The organism is Rhizobium sp. LjRoot254 (assembly GCF_964254105.1).
GTDB lineage: Bacteria > Pseudomonadota > Alphaproteobacteria > Rhizobiales > Rhizobiaceae > Rhizobium_E.
Genome location: NZ_CAXUSM020000001.1, coordinates 1,660,663 through 1,684,408, shown reverse-complemented (window position 1 = coordinate 1,684,408; position 23,746 = coordinate 1,660,663). Strand labels below are relative to the sequence as shown.

Below are 23,746 nucleotides of genomic sequence, written 5' to 3'. Positions count from 1 at the left end.
CGCTAATCCGGGATGCGGGATCTCAGCCCACCCGCCGCACCACATGCGCCACTGCCAGCAGCATCACCATTTCGCGGACCAGCGGCTTCACATCGCTCTCGTAATGCACATCGTGCCGCATGTCGGGCAATGCGAAGAAATCCTGCTTCGACGGCAGCATCAGGTAGCCGTCGCCATGGGATAGCGCGATGCTCACTTCACCGCCATGCCATTCATTACCCAGCCAGGTCAGCACCGAGGTGATCGGGCCGGCGATCAGCGCGCGTGCGTCGCGATGGTTGTTGCTGCGGAAGTCATGCGTCTCGTCAAGCTGGCGATTGCCCGAAAGCATTTCGTCGATCGGTCCGGTGCGCCACATTTCCTTTATCGACCGCTGCCACCAGCTGCTACGCTTGGCGGCGACCAGCAAGCCTGGAAATTCCTTCTCCAGCTTGAAATGGAAGATCAGCCCCTCGAACTGGACTTCCCGGCTCTTGCCGCTGCCGGTCACCAGCTTGGTCTCGACAAGCTCGAAACCCATGCTGTCATGCGTGCCGGATATAAGGTCGTCATTCTCGGTCGAGGTGAACGTCACCAGCTTCAACCGCTTGAGATCGCCGAGAAAACCGGGCTCCATGCCCGCGCTGTACTGGCAGCCATCGATGAACCTGAACACCTCGGGAAAGAGCCGGTAGCGAAGGGAAAGTTGGTGATCCCTAAGCGGCTGCCACACCAGGCGCCACAGCCAGAAACCTGCCGCCCCGACCAAGGCCAGCACGAAACCGACGACCTTGCCGCGCTCGTCCATCTGGTAGGCGACGTAGACTACGAAAAGCGCCACGGCGGCATAGCCGATCATCGCCAGCCAGGCCATGTTGACACAGCTCTGGTAGACACCTGGCCGGTCGCGATTGTATTCGTCGATATGCCGCTTGATCTCCGCGACGGCAGCCTGCCCTGGCATATAGGCGTTGGGATCTTTCAAGCTATCCATGCGAGGTCCCCATCAGTTCGGATCGCGGCAGCCACTGCCAAATTCTGTCATCAATGCTGACAGGAATTGTCAGCGTCACTGCCCGTTTCCGACGCTCGCGGCCTTTATTTTATTCGATTCCCTTGCCATATATCGGGGCATGGCAAAAGCACCGAAGAACGCCGGCTTCGAAGAAGCTCCCCAAGCCCCATTCGAAGGCGCGCCGGTTTCCGGCAGCGTTTCCGATTGGGTCAAGCAGCTCGAGCGCGACGCCGAGCAGCAGTCGCGCGCCGAGTCCATGCGCGAAATCCGCTCCAAGGCCGGCAAGCATCGCAAGGCGGTGGAAAATTCCGCGCGCCAGCACAGCGAAAGCCAGGTCGGCGACAAGCGCTCGGCGCGTGGCGGCTCGCTCGGCGGCTCCAACGATCCGCGCACCCGTGCGGCCGCCGGCCTCAACCCGGTCGCCGGCCTCGATATATCGCTGGAAGACGCCGAGCGTCTCAACAAGGAAAGTGCGACCCGCAACAAGCAGCGCGTCGCCGCCAATGACGAGGCCTCAAGCATTGACAACCTCGCCTCGGGCGCGGTCACCGCCACGGTCGATGCGCTCGCCAAGCTCATCGAATCCGGCAATCCGCTGTTCAAGGACGGCAAGATCTGGACGCCGCATCGGCCCGACCGGCCCGACAAGTCGGAAGGCGGCATCGCCTTCGAACTCGTCACCGATTACCAGCCCGCCGGCGACCAACCGACCGCCATCAAGGATCTCACCGACGGCCTGGAAGCCGGCGAGCGCAGCCAGGTCCTGCTCGGCGTCACCGGATCGGGCAAGACCTTCACAATGGCGCAGGTCATCGCCCGCACCGGGCGCCCGGCCGTGATCCTTGCGCCCAACAAGACGCTGGCCGCCCAGCTCTATTCCGAGTTCAAGAACTTCTTCCCCAACAATGCGGTCGAGTATTTCGTCTCCTACTACGACTACTACCAGCCCGAGGCCTATGTGCCGCGCACGGACACCTATATCGAGAAGGAATCGACGATCAACGAGCAGATCGACCGGATGCGCCACGCCGCCACCCGCGCGATCCTCGAACGCGACGATTGCATCATCGTCGCCTCGGTTTCCTGCATCTACGGTATCGGCTCGGTCGAGACCTATACCGCGATGACCTTCCAGATCTCGGTCGGCGACCGGCTCGACCAGCGCCAGTTGCTGGCCGACCTCGTGGCCCAGCAATACAAGCGCCGCGAGATGGATTTCCAGCGCGGCAGTTTCAGGGTTCGCGGCGACACGATCGAACTCTTCCCCGCCCACTTGGAGGATGCCGCCTGGCGCATCACCATGTTCGGTGACGAGGTCGAGGCGATCACCGAATTCGACCCGCTGACCGGCAAGAAGACCGGCGACATGAAGTCGGTCAAGATCTATGCCAACTCGCACTATGTGACACCGCGCCCTGCCCTCAATTCCGCGATCAAATCGATCAAGGAAGAGTTGAAGTTCCGGCTAGAAGAGCTTGAAAAGGCTGGGCGTCTGCTTGAAGCTCAGCGCCTGGAACAGCGCACCCGCTACGACCTGGAAATGCTGGAAGCCACAGGCTCATGCCAGTCGATCGAGAACTATTCGCGCTACCTCACCGGTCGCAAGCCCGGCGAGCCACCGCCGACGCTGTTCGAATATATCCCCGACAACGCCATCCTGTTTATCGACGAAAGCCATGTCAGCGTGCCGCAGATCGGCGGCATGTATCGCGGCGACTTCAGGCGCAAGGCGACGCTGGCCGAATTCGGCTTCCGCCTGCCCTCCTGCATGGACAACCGCCCGCTCCGCTTCGAGGAATGGGACGCGATGCGCCCAGATACGATCTCTGTCTCGGCGACCCCGAGCAAATGGGAAATGGAGCAATCCGGCGGCGTCTTCGCCGAACAGGTCATCCGCCCCACCGGCCTGATCGATCCACCGGTCGAGGTCCGCCCGGCCCGCAGCCAGGTCGACGATGTGCTCGGCGAAATCCGCGAGACCGCCCTCAAGGGCTATCGCACGCTGGTGACCGTGCTTACCAAGCGCATGGCCGAGGACCTCACCGAATACCTGCACGAACAGGGCGTCCGCGTGCGCTACATGCATTCCGACATCGACACTCTGGAGCGCATCGAGATTATCCGCGACCTGCGTCTCGGCGCGTTCGACGTGCTGGTCGGCATCAACCTGCTGCGCGAAGGCCTCGACATCCCGGAATGCGGCTTCGTCGCCATCCTCGATGCCGACAAGGAAGGTTTTCTCCGCTCCGAGACCTCGCTGGTCCAGACCATCGGCCGCGCCGCGCGCAACGTCGACGGCAAGGTCATCCTCTATGCCGACCATGTGACCGGCTCCATGGAGCGTGCCATGGACGAGACCTCGCGCCGCCGCGAAAAGCAGGTCGCCTACAATACCGAGCACGGCATCACGCCGGAAAGCGTCAAGGCCCGCATCTCCGATATCCTCGACAGCGTCTACGAACGCGACCACGTCCGCGCCGATATATCAGTCAAGGGTGTCAAGGGCGGCGCCAACGAGCTTGTCGGCGGCAATATGCAGGCCCATCTCAACGCGCTGGAAAAGCAGATGCGCGACACCGCCGCCAACCTCGATTTCGAGGCCGCCGCCCGCATCCGCGACGAAATCAAGCGCCTCAAGGCCGTCGAACTCGCGACAATGGATGATCCGCTGGCGCGGGATGAGGCAAGGTCGTTGGAAGGCAGCAGGAAGGGCGGCAAGGGCAGCCGCGAGTCGATCTCCCCCCTTGAGGGGGAGATGTCCGGCAGGACAGAGGGGGGTGCCACGGGCAAATCCCTCTTCGCCAAACCCTCGCTCGACGACATGGGTCCCGGCACCGACATGGCCAAGCCCCTGTTCCGCAAGCCGACGCTTGACGACATGGGCCGCGACATCGCCGAGCCCGCTCCGCGCGGCCAGTCGCTGTTCAAGAAGAACGACCTCGACGAAATGACCGTCCGCCGCACCGAAAAGCCGCTCGCCAGCGGCCCGCTGCCGGAAAAGCCCGAACAGCGCGGCGACGACGGCTACCGCCCCATCCTCCGCGCCAAGCCGGGCGTCGGCAGCTACGAAGATGCGAACGACCGCAAACGCGGCAAGGGGAAGTCGGGCAAGCCGGGGGCCTGAGCTTTCCTCGCAGCCCTGGGTTGACATGCCGCAGCCATGGCACGATAGTGCGTGGCATCGCTCCGCATACATGTGCTCTTGGTATTTCTATCCTTTTTGGCTGGAGAATACGCAATGGTCTGGAAGCTTTATGACATCACGGATGTCCCTCCCGAATCTACCGCGAACTACATTGAGGATGCGGTCGACGATGGCGACTGGATCCTTAACGACAGCAACGGCTTCGTCTACGCCATCACGGACCTGTCCTCCAACAATGACAGTGGCCAACCCACCCAGGCCTATGCCTCAGCGTTTACCGGCGGTCACAGCCGCCAGATGTACATCTTGGGCGCGATCGAAAATGTCCAGGGCAGCTTCTTCATCGACGTCATCAACGGCAACAATCTCGACAATAATCTGTTTGGCGACGACGATATTAACGATCATGGCTCGGATGGCATCGGCGGCACGGACACGATAACCGGCCTCGGCGGCGACGACTATATCTTCGGCGGCGCGGATGCGGACGAAATCGACGGCGGAACTGACAACGACACGCTGGAGGGCGGCCTCGGCGGCGACGCCATTCTCGGCGGCGCGGGCAAGGACATTTTCTTCTTTGCATCGGCGTTGGCCGCGAACGTCGATGTCATCGACGATTTCAAAGCCAAAGACGACACTTTCTATCTCGACAATGTGGTCTTCGCCAAACTGAAGGCCGGCAAACTCGCCGCATCCGCGTTCGAGTCCAACAAGTCCGGCAGGGCCGAAGACGGTACGGATCGCATCATCTACGAGACCGACACCGGCGAACTCTATTTCGATCGGGATGGCAAGGGTGGCAAGGCTGCCGTCGAATTCGCAACGATCGACAAGAACAGCAGATTGGGCCATGACGATTTCAAGGTTGTCCACGACTGGGAAATCAATGTCTTCGCGTGAAGCGATACGATGGTCGAGCTCCTCGCAGGCGACCGCATCATCCTCAGGGACGTGAGGCCGAGCGAACTCGACGGCACCGATTTCCTGCTCGTCTGAAGAGTGATTGCCCTGATAAACTCTTTGTTATCGGCGCCAGCCCTTCCGCCCCTTGCAACTTTCCGCCGCCGCCCTAAATCCCAGCCTCACGCGAAAAGCACGAGGGGACAATAGCTTATGCAGGACATCATGACACTCCTACAGGATCCGGCTGCCTGGATAGCGCTGGTAACATTGGTGGTCATGGAGGTCGTGCTTGGCATCGACAATCTGATCTTCATCTCCATCCTCACCAACAAGCTTCCAGTCGAACACCGAGAGCGGGCGCGAAAAATCGGCATCGGGCTGGCGCTGGTGATGCGCCTCGGGCTGCTGGGCACCATCGCCTGGATCGTCAAGCTCACTACGCCGGTGTTCGAACTCTTCGGCCACGGCTTCTCGTGGAAGGACATGATCCTCATCGCCGGCGGCCTCTTCCTCGTGTGGAAGGCGACGAAGGAGATCCACCACAATGTCGATCCCGTCGACAAGAACGAGGATTTCATCGCCAGTTCCGTGACGACCACCTTCGCCGCGGCGATCGGCCAGATCCTGCTGCTCGACCTGGTGTTCTCGGTCGACAGCATCATCACCGCCGTCGGCATGACGCCGCACCTGCCGATCATGGTCGTGGCGGTCGTCGTCGCCGTCCTGGTCATGCTGCTGGCCGCGACCCCGCTCGCCAACTTCATCGAGCGCAACCCGTCGATCGTCATGCTGGCGCTCGCCTTCCTGCTGATGATCGGCACGACGCTGATCGCCGAAGGCATGGGCTTCCACGTGCCCAAGGGTTACGTCTACGCGGCGATGGCCTTCTCGGCGCTGGTCGAGGTGCTCAACATGGTCTCGCGCAACGCACGAAAGCGAAAAACCAACACGCAGGCGTAGAGCGACTTGCGCCCGGCGGCAAATGCGCTCCGGAATAAGACAGGTGACGGAACCGGATGCGAGTCGAGGCATTCTGCTGCCAAACTCTCAAACGGGAGATCGCCATGAAGACGATTGCAGCACTGATAGCCGGGTTGCTCCTGTCGATGACGACATTCGTTGCAGGCCTTGTCTTCGCGATGGTCTACGTGAATGTCGGCGAGGAGCCGCCCCGCACCCAAAACCTCGATACATCGGCGCTCTGGACGACGGAGCCCATGTCGGTTGAAAAACAAACCCTGTCCTTCCAGCGCGTGCCGGCCCGTTCCCGGCAACGCGAGCGTGACGTCGCAAGCCTGAACAAGGAGGCCACCGAGCCCAGGTCGAAAAACAACATCGTGCCGGATGCCGAACCGGTGGCGGACGATCCCATGGCCGTGGTCGATCCCCTAACCACGGGCGCCATCGATCCCGCGCAGACCGATGCAGATCCGACCCGGCGCGCGGAACAGACCGCCGCCCATGTCGAATGGTGCTCGCGCCGCTACCGCTCATATCGCGTCGAGGACAATTCCTATCGTCCCTATGGCGGCGGCCGGCGATCCTGCGAGTCGCCCTATTCCGATGCGGTCACTGCGGATCTCGACGCTGAAGACGCGTTTGCCGTGGACCCGGAAGCGCAAACAAGGCGCAGCGAAGACGAAGACAATGTCGCGCAGGTGATCTACGAGGACATGCCGGGTACCGAGTTCTCGGGCGACCATATCGAGTTCTGCATGAGCCGCTATCGCTCCTACCGGCCCGAGGACAACAGCTATCAGCCCTTCGACGGCGGACCGCGCCGGCAGTGTCGCTAGAGCCTCTTGCATGCCAGCGATCCGACTGCGTTGTCGGATCGTTGGCGAAAGCAGCCACGTCCGCCGGAGCCCCGGGCAAAATCCCTATAAAATCTTTATAAAGCCCCGTTGCTTGCCACATGGATTTCCTATGTGATCTCCGCTAACCGGATCGATGGACCGCCGAAAGGCCCGCTGAACGCGGGCAACCATGCCTCATTAGGAAGAACCCTTGACCGACACACCCTCGCACGACCACGGTCCATCCCGGCTGTCGATCTCGAAATTGCTGGCGCTTTCGCTTGGTTCGGTCGGCGTGGTCTATGGCGACATCGGCACCAGCCCGCTTTACGCCTTCAGGGAGGCACTGCGTCCGGTCTCGGCGGACGGCATCGCCGATGTCGAAGTCATTGGCCTGATTTCGCTCATGCTATGGACGCTGACCGTCATCGTCACGGTCAAATATGTCAGCTTCCTGCTGCGCGCCGACAACAATGGCGAGGGTGGAACGCTGGCGCTGCTGGCGCTTCTCTCGGGTCAGGTCAAGGAACGGCACCGCAAATTCCTGCTTCTGGCCGGCATGATCGGCGCCGCCCTGTTCATCGGCGATGCCATGATCACGCCGGCTTTGTCGGTCCTTTCGGCTGTCGAGGGCCTCAAGCTCGTCGCACCTGATCTCTCGCATTTCGTCCTTCCCATTTCGGTCGTCATTCTCGTGGCTTTGTTTGCCGTCCAGGCGAAGGGCACCGGAGCGGTCGCCAAGGCGTTCGGGCCTATCACGCTCATCTGGTTTGCCGTCATGGCGCTCGGCGGCATCGTCCATCTCGCCGACGACCCCAGGGTTTTCGCCGCAATCAATCCCTGGCACGCCGTATGGTTCGTCTTCAACAGCGGCTGGACCGGCTTCGTGGTTCTCGGCGCGGTGTTCCTGACGGTGACGGGCGCGGAGGCTCTCTACGCGGATCTCGGCCATTTCGGCCGGCGGCCGATCCAGTGGGCATGGTTCGCCGTCGTGTTCCCGTCGCTCGCATTGAATTATCTCGGCCAGGGCGCGCTCGTCCTCAAGGATCCGGCGGCGGCCAGCGATCCGTTCTTTCTGATGTTCCCGCAATGGGCGGTGCTGCCGGTGGTGATCCTTGCGACGGCGGCCACCATCATAGCGAGCCAGGCCGTGATAACCGGCGCCTTCTCGTTGACCCAGCAGGCCATGCATCTCGGCTTCCTGCCGCGCATGCGCGTTTTCATCACCTCGGCGTCCCATACCGGCCAGATCTTCCTGCCGGAGATCAACGCCATCCTGCTTTTCGGCGTCATGTTGCTGGTTCTGACGTTCCAGTCGTCGGAATCGCTGGCGACCGCCTATGGCATCTCCGTCACCGGCGCCATGGTCGTCACCACCGTCATGTTCTTCGATTTCCTGCGCCTGCATCGCAAATGGCCTGTCTGGCTCTCTGCCGCCATCGTCGGCCCGCTGGCGGCGCTGGAATTGATCTTCCTCGCGGCAAATCTCCTCAAGGTCCATGACGGCGGCTATGTTCCCATCCTGATTGCCGGGCTGGCCGTGCTGATGATGTGGACATGGCGCCGGGGCGCGGCGATCGTGGTGGAGAAGGCGGGCCGCGATTACATTCCGCTGCAGAGCTTCATTCAGTCCATTTCGCGCAAGAGCGCGCATTCGGCGCATCGGGTCGCAGGCACCGCGGTATTCCTCACATCCCAGCCCGACGCCACGCCCGCGGCCATGCTGCATAACCTCAAGCACAACCATGCGATCCATGAGACCAATGTCATCCTGACAGTGGAGACCGCCGCCACCCCGACGGTTCCCGCGGACCAACGCGGCACCTTCGAACATCTGGACCACGGCTTCTCCGTGGTCAGGCTGAGGTTCGGCTTCATGGAAGAACCCAATGTCAGCCAGGCACTGGCGCAACTGCGGAAAGAAGGCTTCAAGTTCGACATCATGACGACATCGTTCTTCGTCGGTCGCCGCAAGCTCGTTTCCGATCCGAATTCCGGTATGCCGGGCTGGCAGGACAGGCTGTTCATCTCCATGGCATCCGCAGCCGCCGATCCGTCGGACTATTTCAGATTGCCGATCAACCGCGTTGTCGAAATGGGCGCACAGATGTCGGTGTGATCGCTGCCAGTCTGGCACGCCCTCCAGGTCATTGCCCAAAATTTGTCGGCATTTGACGGCTTCCCTTTTTCGGTCGAACGGAGCAAATTCCGCGTCGACACTCATTCGACCGTATCGGGCGCCCGGCGCCTGAAGAGGAGGCTTGCATGGCAGAGATGACACCGCAGGAACAGTTGATGCTGGAATTGATCAACCGGGCGAGGATGGACCCGGCGGGCGAGGCGAAACGGCTCGGCATCAAGCTGAACGACGGCGTGCACAAGGGCGACAAGATCTCCGACAACCCCAAGCAGGTCCTGGCAGGCAATGACAGCCTGCACGAGGCCGCCGACGATCACAGCGCCTGGATGCTGGAGAACGACAAGTTCACCCACAACGAAGGCAGGAAGGATCCCGGCGACCGGATGACGGACGCCGGATACCAATTCACGGGCAACTGGACCTGGGGCGAGAATATCGCATCGCGCGACGGGTTGTCCGCCACCGATGCGATCATCCGGCAGCACAAGGACCTCTTCGTCGACAAGGGCGTCGACGGCCGCGGCCACCGCCTCAACATCCTCAATGCCGCTTTTCAGGAAGTCGGCATCGGCCAACACGCCCCGGGCAACACCTCCATGGTGACGCAGGATTTCGCCCGCACCGGGACCAATGTCTTCGTCACCGGCGTGATCTACGACGACCTCGACAACGACGACTTCTTCAGCGTCGGCGAGCAGACAGTGGGCAGTTCGGTCAGCGCGCCCGGCGCACCCAACGACACGACCGGCAGCGGCGGCGGTTACGAATTGCGCTTTGACGCGGGCGCCGGTGCGAAAACCGTCACATACGTCGTCGCAGGCATGAATGTGACCATCGACCTGACGCTCGGAGCCCGAAATGTGAAGGTCGATGTCGTCAACGGCAGCGAAATCTGGACCGACACCAGCATTGCCTCCACTTCGTCCACCATCATGGAGCTGCATGCGCTCGGCATCGGCAAGGTCAATCTCGACGGCGCGAGCCACGGTCAGGAGATTTACGGCAACAAGGCCGTCAACAGCCTCGAAGGCAACGGCGGCGCCGATACGCTGGTCGGCGGCCGCGGCAAGGACGAACTGGATGGCGGTGCCGACGCCGATACCTTCGTCTTTGCCAAAGGCGACACCGGCAACACCAATGCCAGGGCCGATGTGATTGTCGATTTCATACAAGGCGCCGACCTGATCGACCTTGTCGCCTGGGATGCCAACTCGAAACTGGCCAATGACCAGGCCTTCACCTTCATCGACGACCAGGCGTTCCATAAGGTCGCCGGCGAACTGCGCGCCGTCGACAACGGCGTCGATACCTTCGTCCAGGGCGACACCAACGGCGACGGCAAGGCCGATCTCGTCATTCGCCTCAACGGGGTCGTCGACCTCGCGGGCGGCGACTTCGCCCTCTGAGATGAGCCATGGCGCGTCGGGCGCGGTCTTGCGAGTGGGAAGGCACCGACAAGGACGGCCCGGTCTCGATCACCCGCGCCGCCCTCGTGGTCAATGCCAAGAAGGTGCCGGTCGTCACCTATTGGGGCACCAAGGGCGAGCAGGACAAGAATGCTGCCGCGATGAGCACTATCAAACCCGACTCGTAAACCACTGGTAATCCGGGCATCACGCTTTCCGTGAACGGCCGCGACGGGGCACAACCTGTCGCGGCTTGCGTGGCTTCACGCAGAAGAGCAAACTCCCGCGCGTCGATTATCGACCTGGATGGGAGGAACAGATCATGAACGATGCGAAGCTCACCACATTGCAGACCGAGCAGACGGTCATCAGCGCGGCCGTCCTCAGTGCGCTTGCCATGCAGGAACGTGGCCGCGTGCTTGAGCCTGGCGATCCGCTCTATGACGAGGCGCGCCAGATCTGGAACGCCATGATCGATCGCCGGCCCGCCCTGATCGTCCAGTGCTTCGGCGCCGCCGACGTGATCCACGCCGTCGAACTCGCCCGCGACAACAACCTGCTCGTCGCCGTGCGCGGCGGCGGCCACAACATCGCCGGCAGCGCGGTCTGCGATGGAGGTCTGATGATCGACCTGTCGCCGATGAATTCGGTGCGCATCGATGTCGAGGCCAAGCGCGCCTGGATCGGCCCCGGCGCCACGCTCGCCGATGTCGACAAGGAAACCGCCGCTTTCGGCATGGTCATCCCCACCGGGATCAATTCGACCACCGGCATCGCCGGCCTCACGCTCGGCGGCGGCTTCGGCTGGCTGACGCGCAAGTATGGGCTGACGCTCGATTGCCTTGCTTCCTGCGATGTCGTCACCGCCGACGGTCGCATGCTCCGCGCCAGCAGCACGGAAAACAGCGAGCTTTTCTGGGCGCTGCGTGGCGGCGGGGGCAATTTCGGCATCGTCACCAATTTCGAGTTCAGGCTTAATCCGCTTGGGCCGGAAGTCATGGCGGGTCTCGTCGTGCATCCCTTTGCTGATGCGAAACACGTCATCGCCGAGTATCGCAAGGCACTGGAAGCCGCGCCCGACGACCTCACCTGCTGGATTGTGATGCGCGAGGCGCCGCCCCTGCCCTTCCTGCCGGAGGAATGGCACGGCAAGAAGATACTGGCCATGGCGATGTGTTATGCCGGCGACATGGCCAATGCGGAGACGGCTTGCAGGCAGTTGCGCGCGATCGGCACGCCGATCGCCGACGTCGTCTCGCCGATGCCCTTCACCGCCTGGCAGCAGGCATTCGATCCGCTGCTGGAGAAAGGCGCCCGGAACTACTGGAAGAGCCATGATTTCATCGATCTTCCCGATGCCGCCGTCGCGACACTTCTCGATGCGGTCGCCAGCCTGCCCGGGCCGGAATGCGAGATCTTCATCGGCCATATCGGCGGCGCGGTGAAGAAGGTCGCTGCGGATGCAACGGCCTTCCCGCAGAGGAACGCGCATTTCGTGATGAACGTGCATGCGCGCTGGCGCGAACCCGCGATGGACAAGACCTGCATCGATTGGGCGCGCAAGCTCTTCGAGCAGGCAAAGCCGTACTCGGCCGGCACCGCCTATGTCAACTTCATGCCCGCCGATGAGACCGATCGGGTGGAGATGGCCTATGGCAGCAATTACCGGCGTCTTGCCGAGGCCAAGCGGGCCTATGACCCCGGCAACATGTTCCGCTTGAACCAGAACATCAGGCCGGCCGCGACGCATTGAGCCTTTTATCAAGACAGGGATGCCCCGCTGCCCAGAGGCAGCGGGGCGATGTCGTTTTTGCGCAACCCGCATGGCGATTTGCCATTCTGGCAAGCGCTCCCCTCCACATTGACTTGCATTGCAATTCGTCGGACCTTCGCGCCGGGACATAAGCAACAGCAAATCATCAGCGGAGGGCGCTATGCCCAAATTCACCACGATACAATTCTACGACGAGCTCTATTCGGGGACCCCAGACCTCAATACGCCGCTCTTTATCGAGAAGGCGACGCGGTCGAAGACCGTCTGCACGGACACGACATCCGGAGATCAAGTTATTTTCGAAGGCCGCAACTTCAAATATGAAGACGGCCGCATCAATTCGGGCACTATCGACAAGATGATCCTTGCCAACGAGAACGGCGATCCGCTTCAGTCGATCAGCGGCTTGAAACTGAATGTCGGCATCGTGGCCGGCACCAACATGTACGACTTCACCATCGATGTCGTCACCCGCGCCAGTCTAGGCAATATCAGGTTGATCGGCTCGAGTCTCGACGACACCCTCACATCGAACAAGGGCAATGACCGCTTATTCGGCCGTGGCGGCGACGATACGCTCGAGGGCGGCTTGGGCCGCGACCAGCTGACCGGTGGTGCGGGCCTCGATACCTTCACCTTCAAGGCCGGCCAGGGACGCGACACGATCATGGATTTCGATGCTGATGGCGGCGTTGGCTTTCAGGACCACATCGATGGGACATATCCCGGCGGCGCCAACGTCACGCAATCGGGCAAGGATACGATCGTCGATTTCGGCGGCGGCGACTTTTTCGTGCTGAAGAATGTGCTCGCCACGCATATCGACGTGACGGATTTCGTTTAAGGTCAGGGCATGGGCGACTGGCCGAAGGGCCATCTCGTCGCCCTACCCCTTCCTGCGGAAAATCCGCCGCTCCTCCGGCGGCATCTTCTCCGTCGCCATGCGGATCGCCTCCGCCGAAAGCCTGTCGCCATGTTCGCCAAGGAATGCCCTGAGCCGTTCCGGATCCTTCTCGCCCGCCGTCCGCACCCAGGAGCCGATCGCCTTCTGCACCATGACATGCCCGTCACCCGCCAGCATGGCGCAGATCGCGAATGTATCCTCCACCTGCCCTGCCCGAATGAAATACCAGGTTGCGACAATAGCGGTGCGCCGCCGCCAGGGATCTGTTGACTCCGCCAGTTCATAAAGCGGCAAACGCGGCCGCTCGAACAGATACTGCCCGACCACATGCGGAGCGGCGCGATCGACAAGGTCCCAGTTATCAAGCCGGTCGTGGCGGTCGAGATAGAGCCGGTAGAGCGCTTCGAGCCCGTTCGGGCTTTTCCTCGCACGCGCCTGGAAATCCATGATCGCCGCCGCCGCCATCCTGATCTCGTAGAACCGGCTGTCGAGCAGCCGCCCGATCTCGCCAAGCGGCAGGCCGGCATGCGCCTTGGCGACTGGAAAGACCTTGCCGATCCCGACGCCCAGCACCTCGGTCTCTCCGAGCCCGTCGAAAAAGAACCGCGCCACCTCGGCCTTCAAATCCGGCGAAGCAATAGTGCGGAGTGCGGCTTCCACGGCACTGGCAGTCTGTCCGGACATCAAGGCCTCCTGTCGTCGCTATCTCCGATGGTTTTCAGCCGAAAAGCAATCCCCATCCCCGACACAATGAGACATGCCGCACCCGGAGGCACGCCATGTCATCTCCTTCAACTTTCCTGGCCCTACTCCGCCGGCTGCGCCACAGCGCAATCCAGGCAGTCATCCGCTTCACCCGCAAGGCTCCTCTGGCCGAGCGCCACGATCGCCACCGTGATCGCGCCCGCCGCCACCGAGGCCCAGAAGCCGCTCGCCGGCCCATAGGTATCGACCACCCAGCCCGACACGAAGGCGCCGAGCGCCATGCCGATGCCGATGCCGGTCATCACCCAGGTCACGCCCTCGGTCAGCATCGCCTCCGGCACCCGCCGTTCGATCAGGCCGAAGGCGGTGATGAAGGTCGGCGAGATCGCGATGCCGCTGACGAAGACGGCCACCGCCAGCAGCGTCACCGAACTCGAGGCAAACAGCAGCGGCACCGAGGACAGCGCAATCGCCGCGACCGAGATCAGCAACTGCCGCTGCAGCGCCATCCCGGGATTGAGCGCGCCGAGGATCAGCCCGACGACGAAGGAACCGACGGCATAGACGCCGATCACCAGGCTCGCCATCTCGGGCTGGCCGAGTTCCTTGGTGATCGCCACCGCGCTTACCTCGGCGGTGGCGAAGATCGAGCCGACGAAGATCAGCGCCAGCGTGATGATCTGCACCGGCCGCTGCCGGATCGCCGAGCCGGCCCGGGGCGCGCCCGCGACATAGTATACCTTCGGCTCGGTGCCGCGCTGCAGGATGAACGCCGCCGTGCCAAGCGCCAGGAAGCCCGTGCTCACCAGCATGCCGGCCTCGGGAAACAGCGCCACCGCCAGCCCCACCGAGAGCGACGCGCCTGATATATAGACCAACTCGTCGGCCGCACTTTCGAAGGCAAACGCCGTGTTGAGTTCGGGCCGGTTGCGGAACATCTCGCTCCAGCGCGCCCGGAGCAGCGCCGGAATGCTCGGCATGGCGGCCGCGAGAAACGCCGAGACGAACAGCGTCCACATCGGCCAGCTCTGGTTGGCGGCGAGGATCAGCGCGATGAAGGCGAACACCGAAACGATGGTCGTCGGCACCACTACCCTACTCTGGCCGAGCCGGTCGACGGCGCGCGAAATCTGCGGCGAAATCAATGCATTGGTCAGCGCATAGGTCGCCGACACCGCCCCGGCGAGCCAGTATTCGCCGTGGGTCTGGCTGAGCATCGCGACAATGCCGATCGGCGCCATGGCGATGGGAAGGCGGGCGAAGAAGCCGGCAGCCGAGAAGCCCTTGGCCCCCGGCGCCGCGAATATCTCTCTATAGGGATTTGACATGGCACGCTCCTGTCATATATCGATTTCAATGACTACATACGCTGCGTATGTGAACGAGATAATGACATACGCGACGTATGTCAACGCCTCATATACGCCGCGTATGCAAAAAGGAGACACGATGGCCAAGCCGCGCACCGAGATGATCGCAGAGACCCGCGCCAAGCTTCTGGCAGCCGGCCGGCGCGCGTTCGGCACAACAGGCTATGCGGACGCGTCGATGGATGATTTCACCGGCGAGGCCGGGCTGACGCGCGGCGCGCTTTACCACCATTTCGGCGACAAGAAGGGCCTGCTCCAAGCCGTGATCGTAGAAATCGACGCCGAGATGACCGACCGCCTCAACCAGGTCTCGGCCGCCGCCCCCAGCCGCTGGCAGGGTTTCGTCGATGAATGCGCCGCCTATATCGAAATGGCGCTCGAGCCCGAGATCCAGCGCATCATGTTCCGCGATGGCCCCGCCGTGCTGGGCGACATCTCGCAATGGCAAAGCACCCCCGGCTGCATCGCCTCGCTCAGCCGCAGCATCGACCGGCTCAAGGCCGACGGCGAAATGACCGACATCGACACCGAAACCGCCGCCCGCCTCATCAATGGTGCCAGCAGCCACATGGCGCTGTGGATCGCCCACGCGGAAAACCCGGAGGCCGTGTCGAAGGTGGCCGTGGCCGGGTTCAGGGTGATGCTGGATGGCTTGCGGCGCGGTGGCCGAAGGCCAGAAATCGATTAAATATCGATTTCAGCGACGCAAGGCCTGAGCGCGGGCCGCGCGAAGGCGGGAGCAGCGCAGGCTGAGCGCGCCCGCACCATCATCTCGCTGTTAACACTGTCGGAACACCGGCCTAGCTATCCCTCGGGTTTTCATTTAGTATAGCCTAATATGTTTCTTGACTGAACGCATGCACCAGATGCCGGGAGCGTTCGATGAAAAAATTCCTGATCACGATCATCGCCCTCATATTCGCAGCAACCTCCTTCGTCACCGTGGCGGAGGCGCGCAGCGGGATGAAATGGCGTAACGGCGGCAACCATCACGGCTGGAACAATCGCGGCTGGCGCGGCCACAATCGCGGTTATCACAATGGCCATGGATACAACAATCGTCATGGTCGCTGGTACCGTCACCACCGCGGCCACCGCCATCACGGACGTTATTACGGCGGATGGTATGGCGGCTATTGGGGACCCGGCATCGTCATCGCGCCGGGCTATGACGGATATGACAGATACGACGGCTACGAGGACGATTACGGCGCCTATCAGGACGTCTGCTTCGTGAGGAAGGTCCGGCGCTACGATCGCAACGGCCGCGCCTATATCCGACGTGTCCGCGTCTGCGAATGACCGGCGGCCTCGAGTCTACCTCTCCCCTTGCGGGCTTCGAGAGCGGTGGCCGAAGGCCAGAAATCGATTGAGTATCGATTGAGCCGAACGAAGGCCTGAGCGCGGGCCGCGCGAAGGCGGGCCACGCGCTCCCCGCTTCTCCCCTTGGGGAGAAGTGCCGAGCGAACGCGAGGCGATGAGGGGTTCCAAGAGGCGTATTCGACGTTTGGGAACCCCTCATCCCCGGCGCACACGTGCGCCTGAACCCTTCGGGCCACCTTCTCCCCAAGGGGAGAAGCGGGAGCAAGCTGCTCGCGTCCATATGCAATAGCGCCCCTCACCCCATCCGCTCGATCCGCTCCGCCACCAGCCGCTGCAGCTTCCACAAATTCCTGTCGTGGATACCCTTCGCCTCGAGGTTGGCGACCGTATTGAGCAGATACTCCGCTCCGGTTCCCCAGTGGCCGCAGGCCCGCGCCAGCACATCGGCGACCGCCTCGGCGGGCAGACGCCCCGCATAGAGCGGAGACTGCCGGTTCATCACGAAGGTAAGCGCGTGGACCGGCCCCGACGCGGTTTCGACCACGATCCAGCGCGGCATGCTGTTGGCCGGCTTGGCGGTAAATTCCCGCCGGAACAGTTTGCCGAATAGCTCGTCCAGATTGCCGTCAGGCAGGTCGTAGAGCACGCCACGGCACTGTCCGCCACGATCGAGCGCCATCATCAGACCGGGATTGTCAGGGGTCCCGCGAAATCTCGGCATGTGAAAGCAGAAAGCGCGATGCCAGCCCCGCGCCGCGCCGACCGCCTCGCCGACATGCTCGATCTCGGGCTTCCATATCAGCGAGCCATAGGCGAACAGCCGCGTCCTGGCATCAGGCGCGGGATGCGTCCCGATCATCCGCGCCACCCACGCATCGTAATCGTCATCCGTATGCAACTGCATGCCGGGCGGCGCGCCACCGTCCTCCACGATGCGGTGGATTTTTGCGATGTGATCCGTGGTGAGGCTCAGTTTTCGCATGGGGGCACCGGGTGGTGATCAACATTGTGCCGCATCAGACCAATGCGGGCCCAGGAGCATCGTGGCGAAAGGGACGGCGGTGTCAAGTGCGCGGTAGCTCGCAACGGTGGAGTATCGCGTGATCGTTGTGATGGGCAGCGATAACGCCTATTCGTGGACATCGATTGTTTCTGCTCGTTCTTGCCATGTAGCGCGCGTTCCAAGCCTAGCGCTTGTTCCCAGGACGTCGGCGATGTTTTGCTTGGCCATTCTGTGGCGGCTGGCCTGTCTCCCATTTACCGTGCGTGATGTAGTGTGCAAGGCGCTCTCTTGCCCGATCAATCTGCGTATCGGTACGCCGCATCGCTTCGATGAGCCGGAAATACCGCTGAGCAGCTGACAATGCAGATTTCGCCTGCCCATGTCTAATTAATGCGGATACGTGCCTGTCGGCTAGCGTCACGATTGGATAAAAATCTGTATCAACGCTTTGCGCGGCGTGGAGACCTTCCAACGTCTCCACGGCGTCACCGATCAGTGCTACTGTAGTCGAATCGTAGATCTTTCGAGTGTGCGCAACTCTTAATTGCAAATCGGCCAAAGCATGGACTGCGAAAATGTTTTCGGGATAGGCCGCAATTGATTTCTCAAGCGCGCGCAATGCCGCTTCGAGTTCGCCGAACATAACAAGATATTGCCCGTACTGTAGCCAAAAATGACCATCCAGCTGAAACTCAATTTCAAAACTTTGAAATACTCGAAGACCTTCTTCGACCTCATTTCGGCGACGAGCCAACTCCCCGATAAAATTGTGATTAAGAATAAATTTGAACAACAGGCCATCTAGCCGATCTACATTCTTTACAACTGGCAAGGCATACTTTGTATAGGTTCGCAGCGTTTCAACTGCGGCATCCGCGACAGCGGAGAACTCAGCGACATTCTCTACGATGTGCCGAACATACAGCTCATGGCGTGCAACAAGACGCCCTATAGCATTCTCACTTACAATACCTTCGAGCTGCCGCATGGCACCCTCGAATGACAATCCAGTTCGAAGCCGATTATAAGCTTCGCGCGCTGTTGCGCGAGAAATGCCAGTTCGAGAGATTGTCGCGAGACCGACAATCAGGAACAATGCCTTGGTGTCATTGTCCGGAAGCCTTTCATACTCGTCAGTGATGACCTTTGTGAATTTCTCGGAAGCGGTTGTCTCCTTGAGAGCAATCAGAAGCTGCTCTTGTGAGGCCGCAAGCTTCTGCGTTCTCTCGCTCGGGCTCATCCTTAGGAACCTCGGCGAAGGGACATACTCAAGTAGCTTCTGAATAAGGGCTGGATAGTCTTTTTTGACAAATCGTTGAAATTCAAAGGATGTTGTAAAATCCCCCACGCGCCGTTCGATATGGTGGCGCCATTCATTTGAGCGGGCGCTAGTAATGAGAGTAAGTTTGCCTCGTGGAACGGCTAGTGCATCCTCGCTAAGTGCGTCGCCGTAAATGAAGGCATCGCCTACGTAGACGATAGCGTGATCGTCCTTGTGAAGCCGAGCGATCAGCTCGAGTGACGAGCGCAGCGATTTCACATCGCCCTTTAGCTCGTAGATAGCCCTACCATCATGCTCTCGAACATATCGTAGGAGCGCCTGAAGAAGCGCCGTGGTCTTGCCGCTACCCGATTGGCCATAAACAAGGAACATTCGGTCTCCAGCGTCAATGGAGGACGAAAGAGCCGTGTACAACTCATCCGTTGCACTCAGCCACACTGGTATGTCGCTCGCGGCGATTTTCCAGCTAGGAGGCTCACCCTCAAGGAAGGCTCGCGCAACTTGTTGGCGTTTCAACCCTTGAAGTTCATCGGCTTTGTTTTTGGCATCCTGCCAAGTATGGACAAGAATGGAATTGGCCGTGCTAATCTCTGCTCGTGTAGGAGATATTCTGGAGGCAATCGTCTCGGTGAACGAATTTTTTTCCTTGCTGATTTCCAACGGGCTCATACCGCGGCCTACGGTCTTGCCAAGCCAATCGATAAAATCAACCAACGTTGCCTGAATGACGACGATGTTTCGCGCTTGATAAGCCGCTTTTTGAAGTGGAGTGAACTCATCCGGTGTGATTAGAAAGGCCGTGCCCAACGATGCATTCGCATTCGGACGTGCGCGGTCAAGTTCGGCGGAAAGAACAGGCTCTTTAAGCGTACTGCCAATGAAGACTGGCACATGTGCCGCATAGTCGGCTGCGGCTTGCCTATACCAATCGTGCTTGTCGCTATTAAGCCTCCGATTGTATTCGGAAGGGCTAAATATAAAGCCGTGTTCCGGCTTGGAAGCCTCGCCGTGAAGATGAATAACATGGAGATATTCAATGCCTTCATCGATAGCTACCCTGTCATTCAATCCATTGTAGTAGCGCCGAAGCTGCACGGGCGATCGAACATTTTCAATCGCGTCATCTATGTTCCAGGTGTATAGTCTGTACCAACTGTACTGAAAAAGTTCGTTCAGCTCGGCGGCGGGAACTATCCGAGTAAACTCCTTTCGAAATAGCTGATGAAGCTGCGCCTCGCTTATTCTCGGGCCTACAGCTTGAATCACATCCGGCAAATCTTCGTCTGCGTAGGGAAACCCCGCCATCCCGGCGAGCTCGCCAGCAAGAGCCTTTCCCAACTTGACCTTCTGCCCCTGAGCATTCAACGACGTTGCGGACGTCCCGGCGCCGAGTAACAATACAACGTTACCGTCTTTGACAGCTTTTTGAAGCAGATTGCTGTCATGCTCTCCAATCTCGAACATTTGCCCTCCCAGATAGCCCGTGTGCGATAAGTGGTAACGACAATTTCAGCGTTTGCATATGGGATTGATAGTCTTGTCAGCAACATCCATTGGTAGTGAGACGTTGACTAGCAATTATCCCGGCGCCCGTGACACCGCATTAAGGAGGCGTCCCTTCTTGCCCCACGGCTGAATGCTTTGAATGCAATCTGGTCCACTAAAAGGGCCAAGCGCTGCTCCATTAATTGCTGCACCATTGTTCAAAATACAAAAAGTGTCCTGTGCAATTATCTTATCCGTTGTAATCGTTGGGAGAAATTTTTCTTCTCCACCCATCCCCGCCCCCAAAACCTGTGAGAGAATCACGCCGTCTCACCCTCGGCTACACCGCAGGGCGCTGCGGCGCAGGTGGGACCGGTGCCGGTTGCGGGAAGACGACGTAAAGTCCCGCATCAGGCGTCCGCGAGAAGGGGCCTCCCCCGGGTGACGCCGAAAGGCAAAGTACCCGTGGCGTGCGTTGTACCGCACACAGGCCCGTCCCCCCGGATCTGACAAATCCGGGATCGGGGTCGGGCGCAGACGGCCGAGTTCGCGGATGAAAATACACCGAACGGGGCACGGCGACGTGTCATACGGTTGCGAAAGCAGCCACTAAACCTCGGCACGGCGACGTGCCCCGGCCGATCCCTTATGTCCAAGACGGGGGATCGGGAGTGAAATGAGCCAAACCACGGAGCGAAACCGCCCGCGTGAACGCCAACCCATGCCCGAAGGGAAACCTCATGCAAGACCTCCCCCCGCCGATCGTGAAACTCAAGCAGCAGCATTTCCTGTTCTTCCACACCGCCACCCGTTTCGGCTTCTACCAGCACGTCTGCCCTGTCCGCGCCTGCCGCCGGTACCGCTTCTGCGCCAATCCGCTCGGGCTGCTCCACGCCCCGCCCTGCTTCAGCCGGGTGGAGGAGCCCGACCGTTCCCATATCTGGGCTGTCCTCAGAGCGATCGACGGCATCCACGAGGGCACGCTGCGCCCGCCGGCGCGCGACGATGCCGACCTGATATGGGCTCACGAGCAAGCCATCGCCATATTTCGAGACGCCCTGCGCATGATGCCGGAATTCACGGAGGCGTTCGAAGCATGGCACCGCGCCTATACCGCGCCGCCGCCCAAGCCGCTCGATCCCCGGCTCGCCAAGCTCGAACTCGACCGCATGCAGCACAATCTCGCCATCTGGGAAACCCTCTCGCGCACAGCAACCGGCCGCGCGCATCTGAAGGAAGCAGGCGGCTCGTGGGTACAAGGCGCAACATGAAAAGCGCCGCCCGTTCCGGAGAACGTGCGGCGCCCATGATGCCGATTTGGGTGGGATCAGTTGTAAACCTTGATCACCTTGCGGGTGCGCGGCTCGACGATCACCCGGCGCTTGTTGACGATCGCATAGGAATAGTCGTCATATTCGGGGACCTCGCGAATGATCACGTCCTCAGGCAGCGCCTCGCCCACCGTCACCTCGTCGTCATAGATCACGCTGTCGTCATAGGGCTGCTCGGTGACATAGCGATCAACCTCATCGGGCACGACATAGACGTCCTGCGCCCGCGCCTGTGTCACGGCGAAGGCGGAAAAAGCGACCATCGTCGCGGCAAAGAGCTTGGCTTTCATCATGTCTCTCCTTTTATCGGGGATAGTCCGATGACCGGCTAATGCCACGGGCAGCGAATGGTTCCGATAAAAGGATGCTTTCCCGGTTGCCAGCCGTTAAGTCCCGGGAAAAAATGGAAAAATGGCGAAATCTAGGCAGCAATAAGGGAGGGCTGCACCGCCTCGAAGGCCCGTGCGATCACCTCCGGCCCGGCACCCGGACGGGTCGCATCCGACGACAGGATCTGCCGGTAGCGGCGGGCACCTTCCACCCCCTGGAACAGGCCGATCATGTGGCGCGTGACATGGCCGAGCCGGCCGCCCGAGGCGATATGGCGCTCCGCATGCTCCATCATCGCATCACGGATGAAGCTCCAGTCCACGGCGGTTTCCGGGTCGCCATAGACCAGATGATCGGCATCGGCGAGAACAGATGTGTTGTGATAGGCCGCCCGCCCAAGCATCACCCCATCGACGTGATTCAAATGTTCAACGGTCTCGCTCAGATCGGCAACGCCACCGTTGATGCCGATGAAAACATTCGGATATTTCTGCTTCAGCCGATAGACCCTGGAATAATCGAGCGGCGGAATATCGCGGTTTTCCTTGGGGCTCAGCCCCTGCAGCCAGGCCTTGCGGGCATGGACCCAGATCGCGTCCGCCCCGGCGTCAAGCACCTTGGCCGCGAGATCATCAAGCGCGATTTCCGGATCCTGGTCATCGACGCCGATGCGGCATTTCACCGTCACCGGCACCGGCGACATGGCCTTCATCGCAGCGATGCAGCCTGCCACTAGATCGGGCTCGCGCATCAGGCAGGCGCCGAACGTGCCGGATTGCACCCGGTCCGAGGGACAGCCGACATTGAGATTGATCTCGTCATAACCGAAATCGACGCCGATCCGCGCAGCTTCCGCGAGCTTACCCGGATCCGAGCCGCCGAGCTGCAGTGCGACGGGATGTTCGCTCGCATCGTAACCAAGCAGCCGGTCGCGCTTGCCGTGGATCGCCGCATCCGCGACGACCATTTCGGTGTAGAGCAGGCTCTTACGCGTAAGCAGGCGATGGAGGAACCGGCAATGCCGGTCCGTCCAGTCCATCATCGGCGCGATCGCGAGGATCTTCGCACCGCTTTTCAACGCGTCTGCGTACATCCGGCCTCCTCAGTGAACCGCGGGCACCGCGCTCTTGAGCAGTGGGATCGCCGGCAGCGTATGGCCAAGCACCTGGTCCGCACCTTCATAGATCATGCGGATCGCGACATAGAGGATGATGACGAAACCGACCCAGGCGATCCAGCGGAAACGATGGAGAAGCTTGGCGATCACGGCCGACGCCGCGCCCATCAGCACCACAGACAGGCCGAGACCGAAGATAAGCGCCCAGAAATGATCCTTCGCGGCACCGGCGACGGCCAGCACATTGTCGAGCGACATCGAGACGTCGGCGATGATGATCTGCGTCACGGCCTGGCGCAGTGTCTTGGTGCCTGGCTTCGCGCCGATGACGCCGTTTGCATCGGTGTCGTGGCCGGCGAGTGCCTCTTCGGCCTCGTGGAGCTGGTGTTCGGTGGTAACCAGTTCGCGATACATCTTCCAGCAGACCCAGAGCAGCAGGATGCCGCCGACCAGGATGAGGCCGACGATTGCCAGCAGCCAGGTGGTCATCAACGCGAAGATAATGCGCAGGATCGTCGCAGCCAGGATGCCGATCAGGATCGCTTTCTTGCGCATGTCCGGCTGAAGGCCGGCGGCCGCCATGCCGATGACGATGGCATTATCGCCGGCAAGCACGAGGTCGATCATGATGACTTGCAGGAAGGCGGCGAGCGCCGCATAATCGAGACCGAACATGATTTTCAGAAATCTCCCGTTAAAACTGGGCTGTCGAAGGGTTATCCCGTGCCAATTGGA

20 protein-coding genes are annotated in these 23,746 nt (G+C 61.0%); 12 read left to right on the top strand and 8 right to left on the bottom strand.

Annotated features, from left to right (window positions below; all coding sequences use genetic code 11):
- Positions 1 to 22: 22 nt before the first annotated feature.
- Positions 23 to 973: a DUF3137 domain-containing protein gene (locus ACSQ26_RS08120; protein WP_436008011.1), complete on the bottom strand. Its 951-nt coding sequence runs from the start codon at positions 971 to 973 to the stop codon at positions 23 to 25.
- 139 nt (positions 974 to 1,112) lie between these two features.
- Here ACSQ26_RS08120 and uvrB point away from each other — a divergent pair, with 139 nt between their 5' ends.
- The 9 genes from uvrB to ACSQ26_RS08075 all read left to right on the top strand — a co-directional run bounded on the left by uvrB (position 1,113) and on the right by ACSQ26_RS08075 (position 13,005).
- Positions 1,113 to 4,118, top strand: coding sequence for an excinuclease ABC subunit UvrB (gene uvrB / locus ACSQ26_RS08115; RefSeq protein ID WP_436008009.1), 3,006 nt, complete (start codon positions 1,113 to 1,115; stop codon positions 4,116 to 4,118).
- Positions 4,119 to 4,232: 114 nt separating this feature from the next.
- On the top strand, positions 4,233 to 5,042 hold the full coding sequence (locus ACSQ26_RS08110; protein WP_436008007.1) for a calcium-binding protein: 810 nt from the start codon (positions 4,233 to 4,235) through the stop codon (positions 5,040 to 5,042).
- 213 nt (positions 5,043 to 5,255) lie between these two features.
- Positions 5,256 to 6,005 (top strand): TerC family protein, encoded by a 750-nt coding sequence (locus tag ACSQ26_RS08105; protein ID WP_436008005.1) that lies wholly within the window; start codon positions 5,256 to 5,258, stop codon positions 6,003 to 6,005.
- Positions 6,006 to 6,109: 104 nt separating this feature from the next.
- Positions 6,110 to 6,841, top strand: coding sequence for a BA14K family protein (locus ACSQ26_RS08100; RefSeq protein WP_436008003.1), 732 nt, complete (start codon positions 6,110 to 6,112; stop codon positions 6,839 to 6,841).
- 211 nt (positions 6,842 to 7,052) lie between these two features.
- Positions 7,053 to 8,960: a potassium transporter Kup gene (locus tag ACSQ26_RS08095; protein WP_436008001.1), complete on the top strand. Its 1,908-nt coding sequence runs from the start codon at positions 7,053 to 7,055 to the stop codon at positions 8,958 to 8,960.
- Between the two features lie 146 nt (positions 8,961 to 9,106).
- Entirely contained in the window at positions 9,107 to 10,387 is a 1,281-nt protein-coding gene (locus ACSQ26_RS08090; RefSeq protein ID WP_436007999.1) for a CAP domain-containing protein, read from the top strand.
- An 8-nt stretch (positions 10,388 to 10,395) separates the two neighbouring features.
- Complete coding sequence (locus ACSQ26_RS08085; protein ID WP_436007998.1) at positions 10,396 to 10,575, top strand: hypothetical protein; 180 nt, start codon at positions 10,396 to 10,398, stop codon at positions 10,573 to 10,575.
- A gap of 134 nt (positions 10,576 to 10,709) precedes the next feature.
- A complete protein-coding gene (locus tag ACSQ26_RS08080) occupies positions 10,710 to 12,140 on the top strand; it encodes an FAD-binding oxidoreductase (RefSeq protein ID WP_436007997.1) in 1,431 nt (476 codons plus the stop codon).
- A gap of 181 nt (positions 12,141 to 12,321) precedes the next feature.
- Positions 12,322 to 13,005 carry a hypothetical protein gene (locus tag ACSQ26_RS08075; RefSeq protein ID WP_436007995.1) on the top strand — a complete coding sequence of 228 codons (684 nt, stop codon included), beginning with the start codon at positions 12,322 to 12,324 and terminating at the stop codon, positions 13,003 to 13,005.
- Between the two features lie 42 nt (positions 13,006 to 13,047).
- On the opposite strand, the gene ACSQ26_RS08070 is transcribed toward ACSQ26_RS08075, so the two are convergent.
- Both ACSQ26_RS08070 and ACSQ26_RS08065 read right to left on the bottom strand, forming a co-directional pair.
- Positions 13,048 to 13,749, bottom strand: coding sequence for a DNA alkylation repair protein (locus ACSQ26_RS08070; RefSeq protein ID WP_436007993.1), 702 nt, complete (start codon positions 13,747 to 13,749; stop codon positions 13,048 to 13,050).
- Positions 13,750 to 13,871: 122 nt separating this feature from the next.
- Entirely contained in the window at positions 13,872 to 15,098 is a 1,227-nt protein-coding gene (locus ACSQ26_RS08065; protein ID WP_436007991.1) for an MFS transporter, read from the bottom strand.
- Between the two features lie 121 nt (positions 15,099 to 15,219).
- Between ACSQ26_RS08065 and ACSQ26_RS08060 the strand changes: the two genes are divergently transcribed.
- A complete protein-coding gene (locus ACSQ26_RS08060; RefSeq protein ID WP_436007989.1) occupies positions 15,220 to 15,828 on the top strand; it encodes a TetR/AcrR family transcriptional regulator in 609 nt (202 codons plus the stop codon).
- 194 nt (positions 15,829 to 16,022) lie between these two features.
- Positions 16,023 to 16,442, top strand: coding sequence for a hypothetical protein (locus ACSQ26_RS08055; protein ID WP_436007987.1), 420 nt, complete (start codon positions 16,023 to 16,025; stop codon positions 16,440 to 16,442).
- Between the two features lie 316 nt (positions 16,443 to 16,758).
- Here the strand turns inward: ACSQ26_RS08055 and ACSQ26_RS08050 are convergent, their stop codons facing one another.
- Positions 16,759 to 17,445, bottom strand: a complete 687-nt coding sequence (locus ACSQ26_RS08050; protein ID WP_436007985.1) for a gamma-glutamylcyclotransferase — start codon at positions 17,443 to 17,445, stop codon at positions 16,759 to 16,761.
- 205 nt (positions 17,446 to 17,650) lie between these two features.
- Positions 17,651 to 20,212 (bottom strand): SIR2 family protein, encoded by a 2,562-nt coding sequence (locus ACSQ26_RS08045; RefSeq protein WP_436007983.1) that lies wholly within the window; start codon positions 20,210 to 20,212, stop codon positions 17,651 to 17,653.
- 761 nt (positions 20,213 to 20,973) lie between these two features.
- Here ACSQ26_RS08045 and ACSQ26_RS08040 point away from each other — a divergent pair.
- Positions 20,974 to 21,504, top strand: a complete 531-nt coding sequence (locus ACSQ26_RS08040) for a hypothetical protein (RefSeq protein ID WP_436007981.1) — start codon at positions 20,974 to 20,976, stop codon at positions 21,502 to 21,504.
- 56 nt (positions 21,505 to 21,560) lie between these two features.
- On the opposite strand, the gene ACSQ26_RS08035 is transcribed toward ACSQ26_RS08040, so the two are convergent.
- The 3 genes from ACSQ26_RS08035 to ACSQ26_RS08025 form a co-directional block, all read right to left on the bottom strand.
- On the bottom strand, positions 21,561 to 21,854 hold the full coding sequence (locus tag ACSQ26_RS08035) for a DUF1236 domain-containing protein (RefSeq protein ID WP_436007979.1): 294 nt from the start codon (positions 21,852 to 21,854) through the stop codon (positions 21,561 to 21,563).
- A 131-nt stretch (positions 21,855 to 21,985) separates the two neighbouring features.
- Complete coding sequence (dusA, locus tag ACSQ26_RS08030) at positions 21,986 to 22,987, bottom strand: tRNA dihydrouridine(20/20a) synthase DusA (protein ID WP_436007977.1); 1,002 nt, start codon at positions 22,985 to 22,987, stop codon at positions 21,986 to 21,988.
- Between the two features lie 9 nt (positions 22,988 to 22,996).
- Positions 22,997 to 23,686 (bottom strand): TerC family protein, encoded by a 690-nt coding sequence (locus ACSQ26_RS08025; RefSeq protein WP_436007975.1) that lies wholly within the window; start codon positions 23,684 to 23,686, stop codon positions 22,997 to 22,999.
- Between the last annotated feature and the right edge of the window lie 60 nt (positions 23,687 to 23,746).

Excerpts from the sequence above, each read along its gene's own strand:
- ACSQ26_RS08120 (WP_436008011.1), bottom strand. The coding sequence starts at position 973 with ATGGATAGCTTGAAAGATCCCAACGCCTATATGCCAGGGCAGGCTGCC.
- uvrB (WP_436008009.1), top strand. The coding sequence starts at position 1,113 with ATGGCAAAAGCACCGAAGAACGCCGGCTTCGAAGAAGCTCCCCAAGCC.
- ACSQ26_RS08110 (WP_436008007.1), top strand. The coding sequence starts at position 4,233 with ATGGTCTGGAAGCTTTATGACATCACGGATGTCCCTCCCGAATCTACC.
- ACSQ26_RS08105 (WP_436008005.1), top strand. The coding sequence starts at position 5,256 with ATGCAGGACATCATGACACTCCTACAGGATCCGGCTGCCTGGATAGCG.
- ACSQ26_RS08100 (WP_436008003.1), top strand. The coding sequence starts at position 6,110 with ATGAAGACGATTGCAGCACTGATAGCCGGGTTGCTCCTGTCGATGACG.
- ACSQ26_RS08090 (WP_436007999.1), top strand. The coding sequence starts at position 9,107 with ATGGCAGAGATGACACCGCAGGAACAGTTGATGCTGGAATTGATCAAC.
- ACSQ26_RS08085 (WP_436007998.1), top strand. The coding sequence starts at position 10,396 with ATGGCGCGTCGGGCGCGGTCTTGCGAGTGGGAAGGCACCGACAAGGAC.
- ACSQ26_RS08080 (WP_436007997.1), top strand. The coding sequence starts at position 10,710 with ATGAACGATGCGAAGCTCACCACATTGCAGACCGAGCAGACGGTCATC.
- ACSQ26_RS08075 (WP_436007995.1), top strand. The coding sequence starts at position 12,322 with ATGCCCAAATTCACCACGATACAATTCTACGACGAGCTCTATTCGGGG.
- ACSQ26_RS08070 (WP_436007993.1), bottom strand. The coding sequence starts at position 13,749 with ATGTCCGGACAGACTGCCAGTGCCGTGGAAGCCGCACTCCGCACTATT.
- ACSQ26_RS08065 (WP_436007991.1), bottom strand. The coding sequence starts at position 15,098 with ATGTCAAATCCCTATAGAGAGATATTCGCGGCGCCGGGGGCCAAGGGC.
- ACSQ26_RS08060 (WP_436007989.1), top strand. The coding sequence starts at position 15,220 with ATGGCCAAGCCGCGCACCGAGATGATCGCAGAGACCCGCGCCAAGCTT.
- ACSQ26_RS08055 (WP_436007987.1), top strand. The coding sequence starts at position 16,023 with ATGAAAAAATTCCTGATCACGATCATCGCCCTCATATTCGCAGCAACC.
- ACSQ26_RS08050 (WP_436007985.1), bottom strand. The coding sequence starts at position 17,445 with ATGCGAAAACTGAGCCTCACCACGGATCACATCGCAAAAATCCACCGC.
- ACSQ26_RS08045 (WP_436007983.1), bottom strand. The coding sequence starts at position 20,212 with ATGTTCGAGATTGGAGAGCATGACAGCAATCTGCTTCAAAAAGCTGTC.
- ACSQ26_RS08040 (WP_436007981.1), top strand. The coding sequence starts at position 20,974 with ATGCAAGACCTCCCCCCGCCGATCGTGAAACTCAAGCAGCAGCATTTC.
- ACSQ26_RS08035 (WP_436007979.1), bottom strand. The coding sequence starts at position 21,854 with ATGAAAGCCAAGCTCTTTGCCGCGACGATGGTCGCTTTTTCCGCCTTC.
- dusA (WP_436007977.1), bottom strand. The coding sequence starts at position 22,987 with ATGTACGCAGACGCGTTGAAAAGCGGTGCGAAGATCCTCGCGATCGCG.
- ACSQ26_RS08025 (WP_436007975.1), bottom strand. The coding sequence starts at position 23,686 with ATGTTCGGTCTCGATTATGCGGCGCTCGCCGCCTTCCTGCAAGTCATC.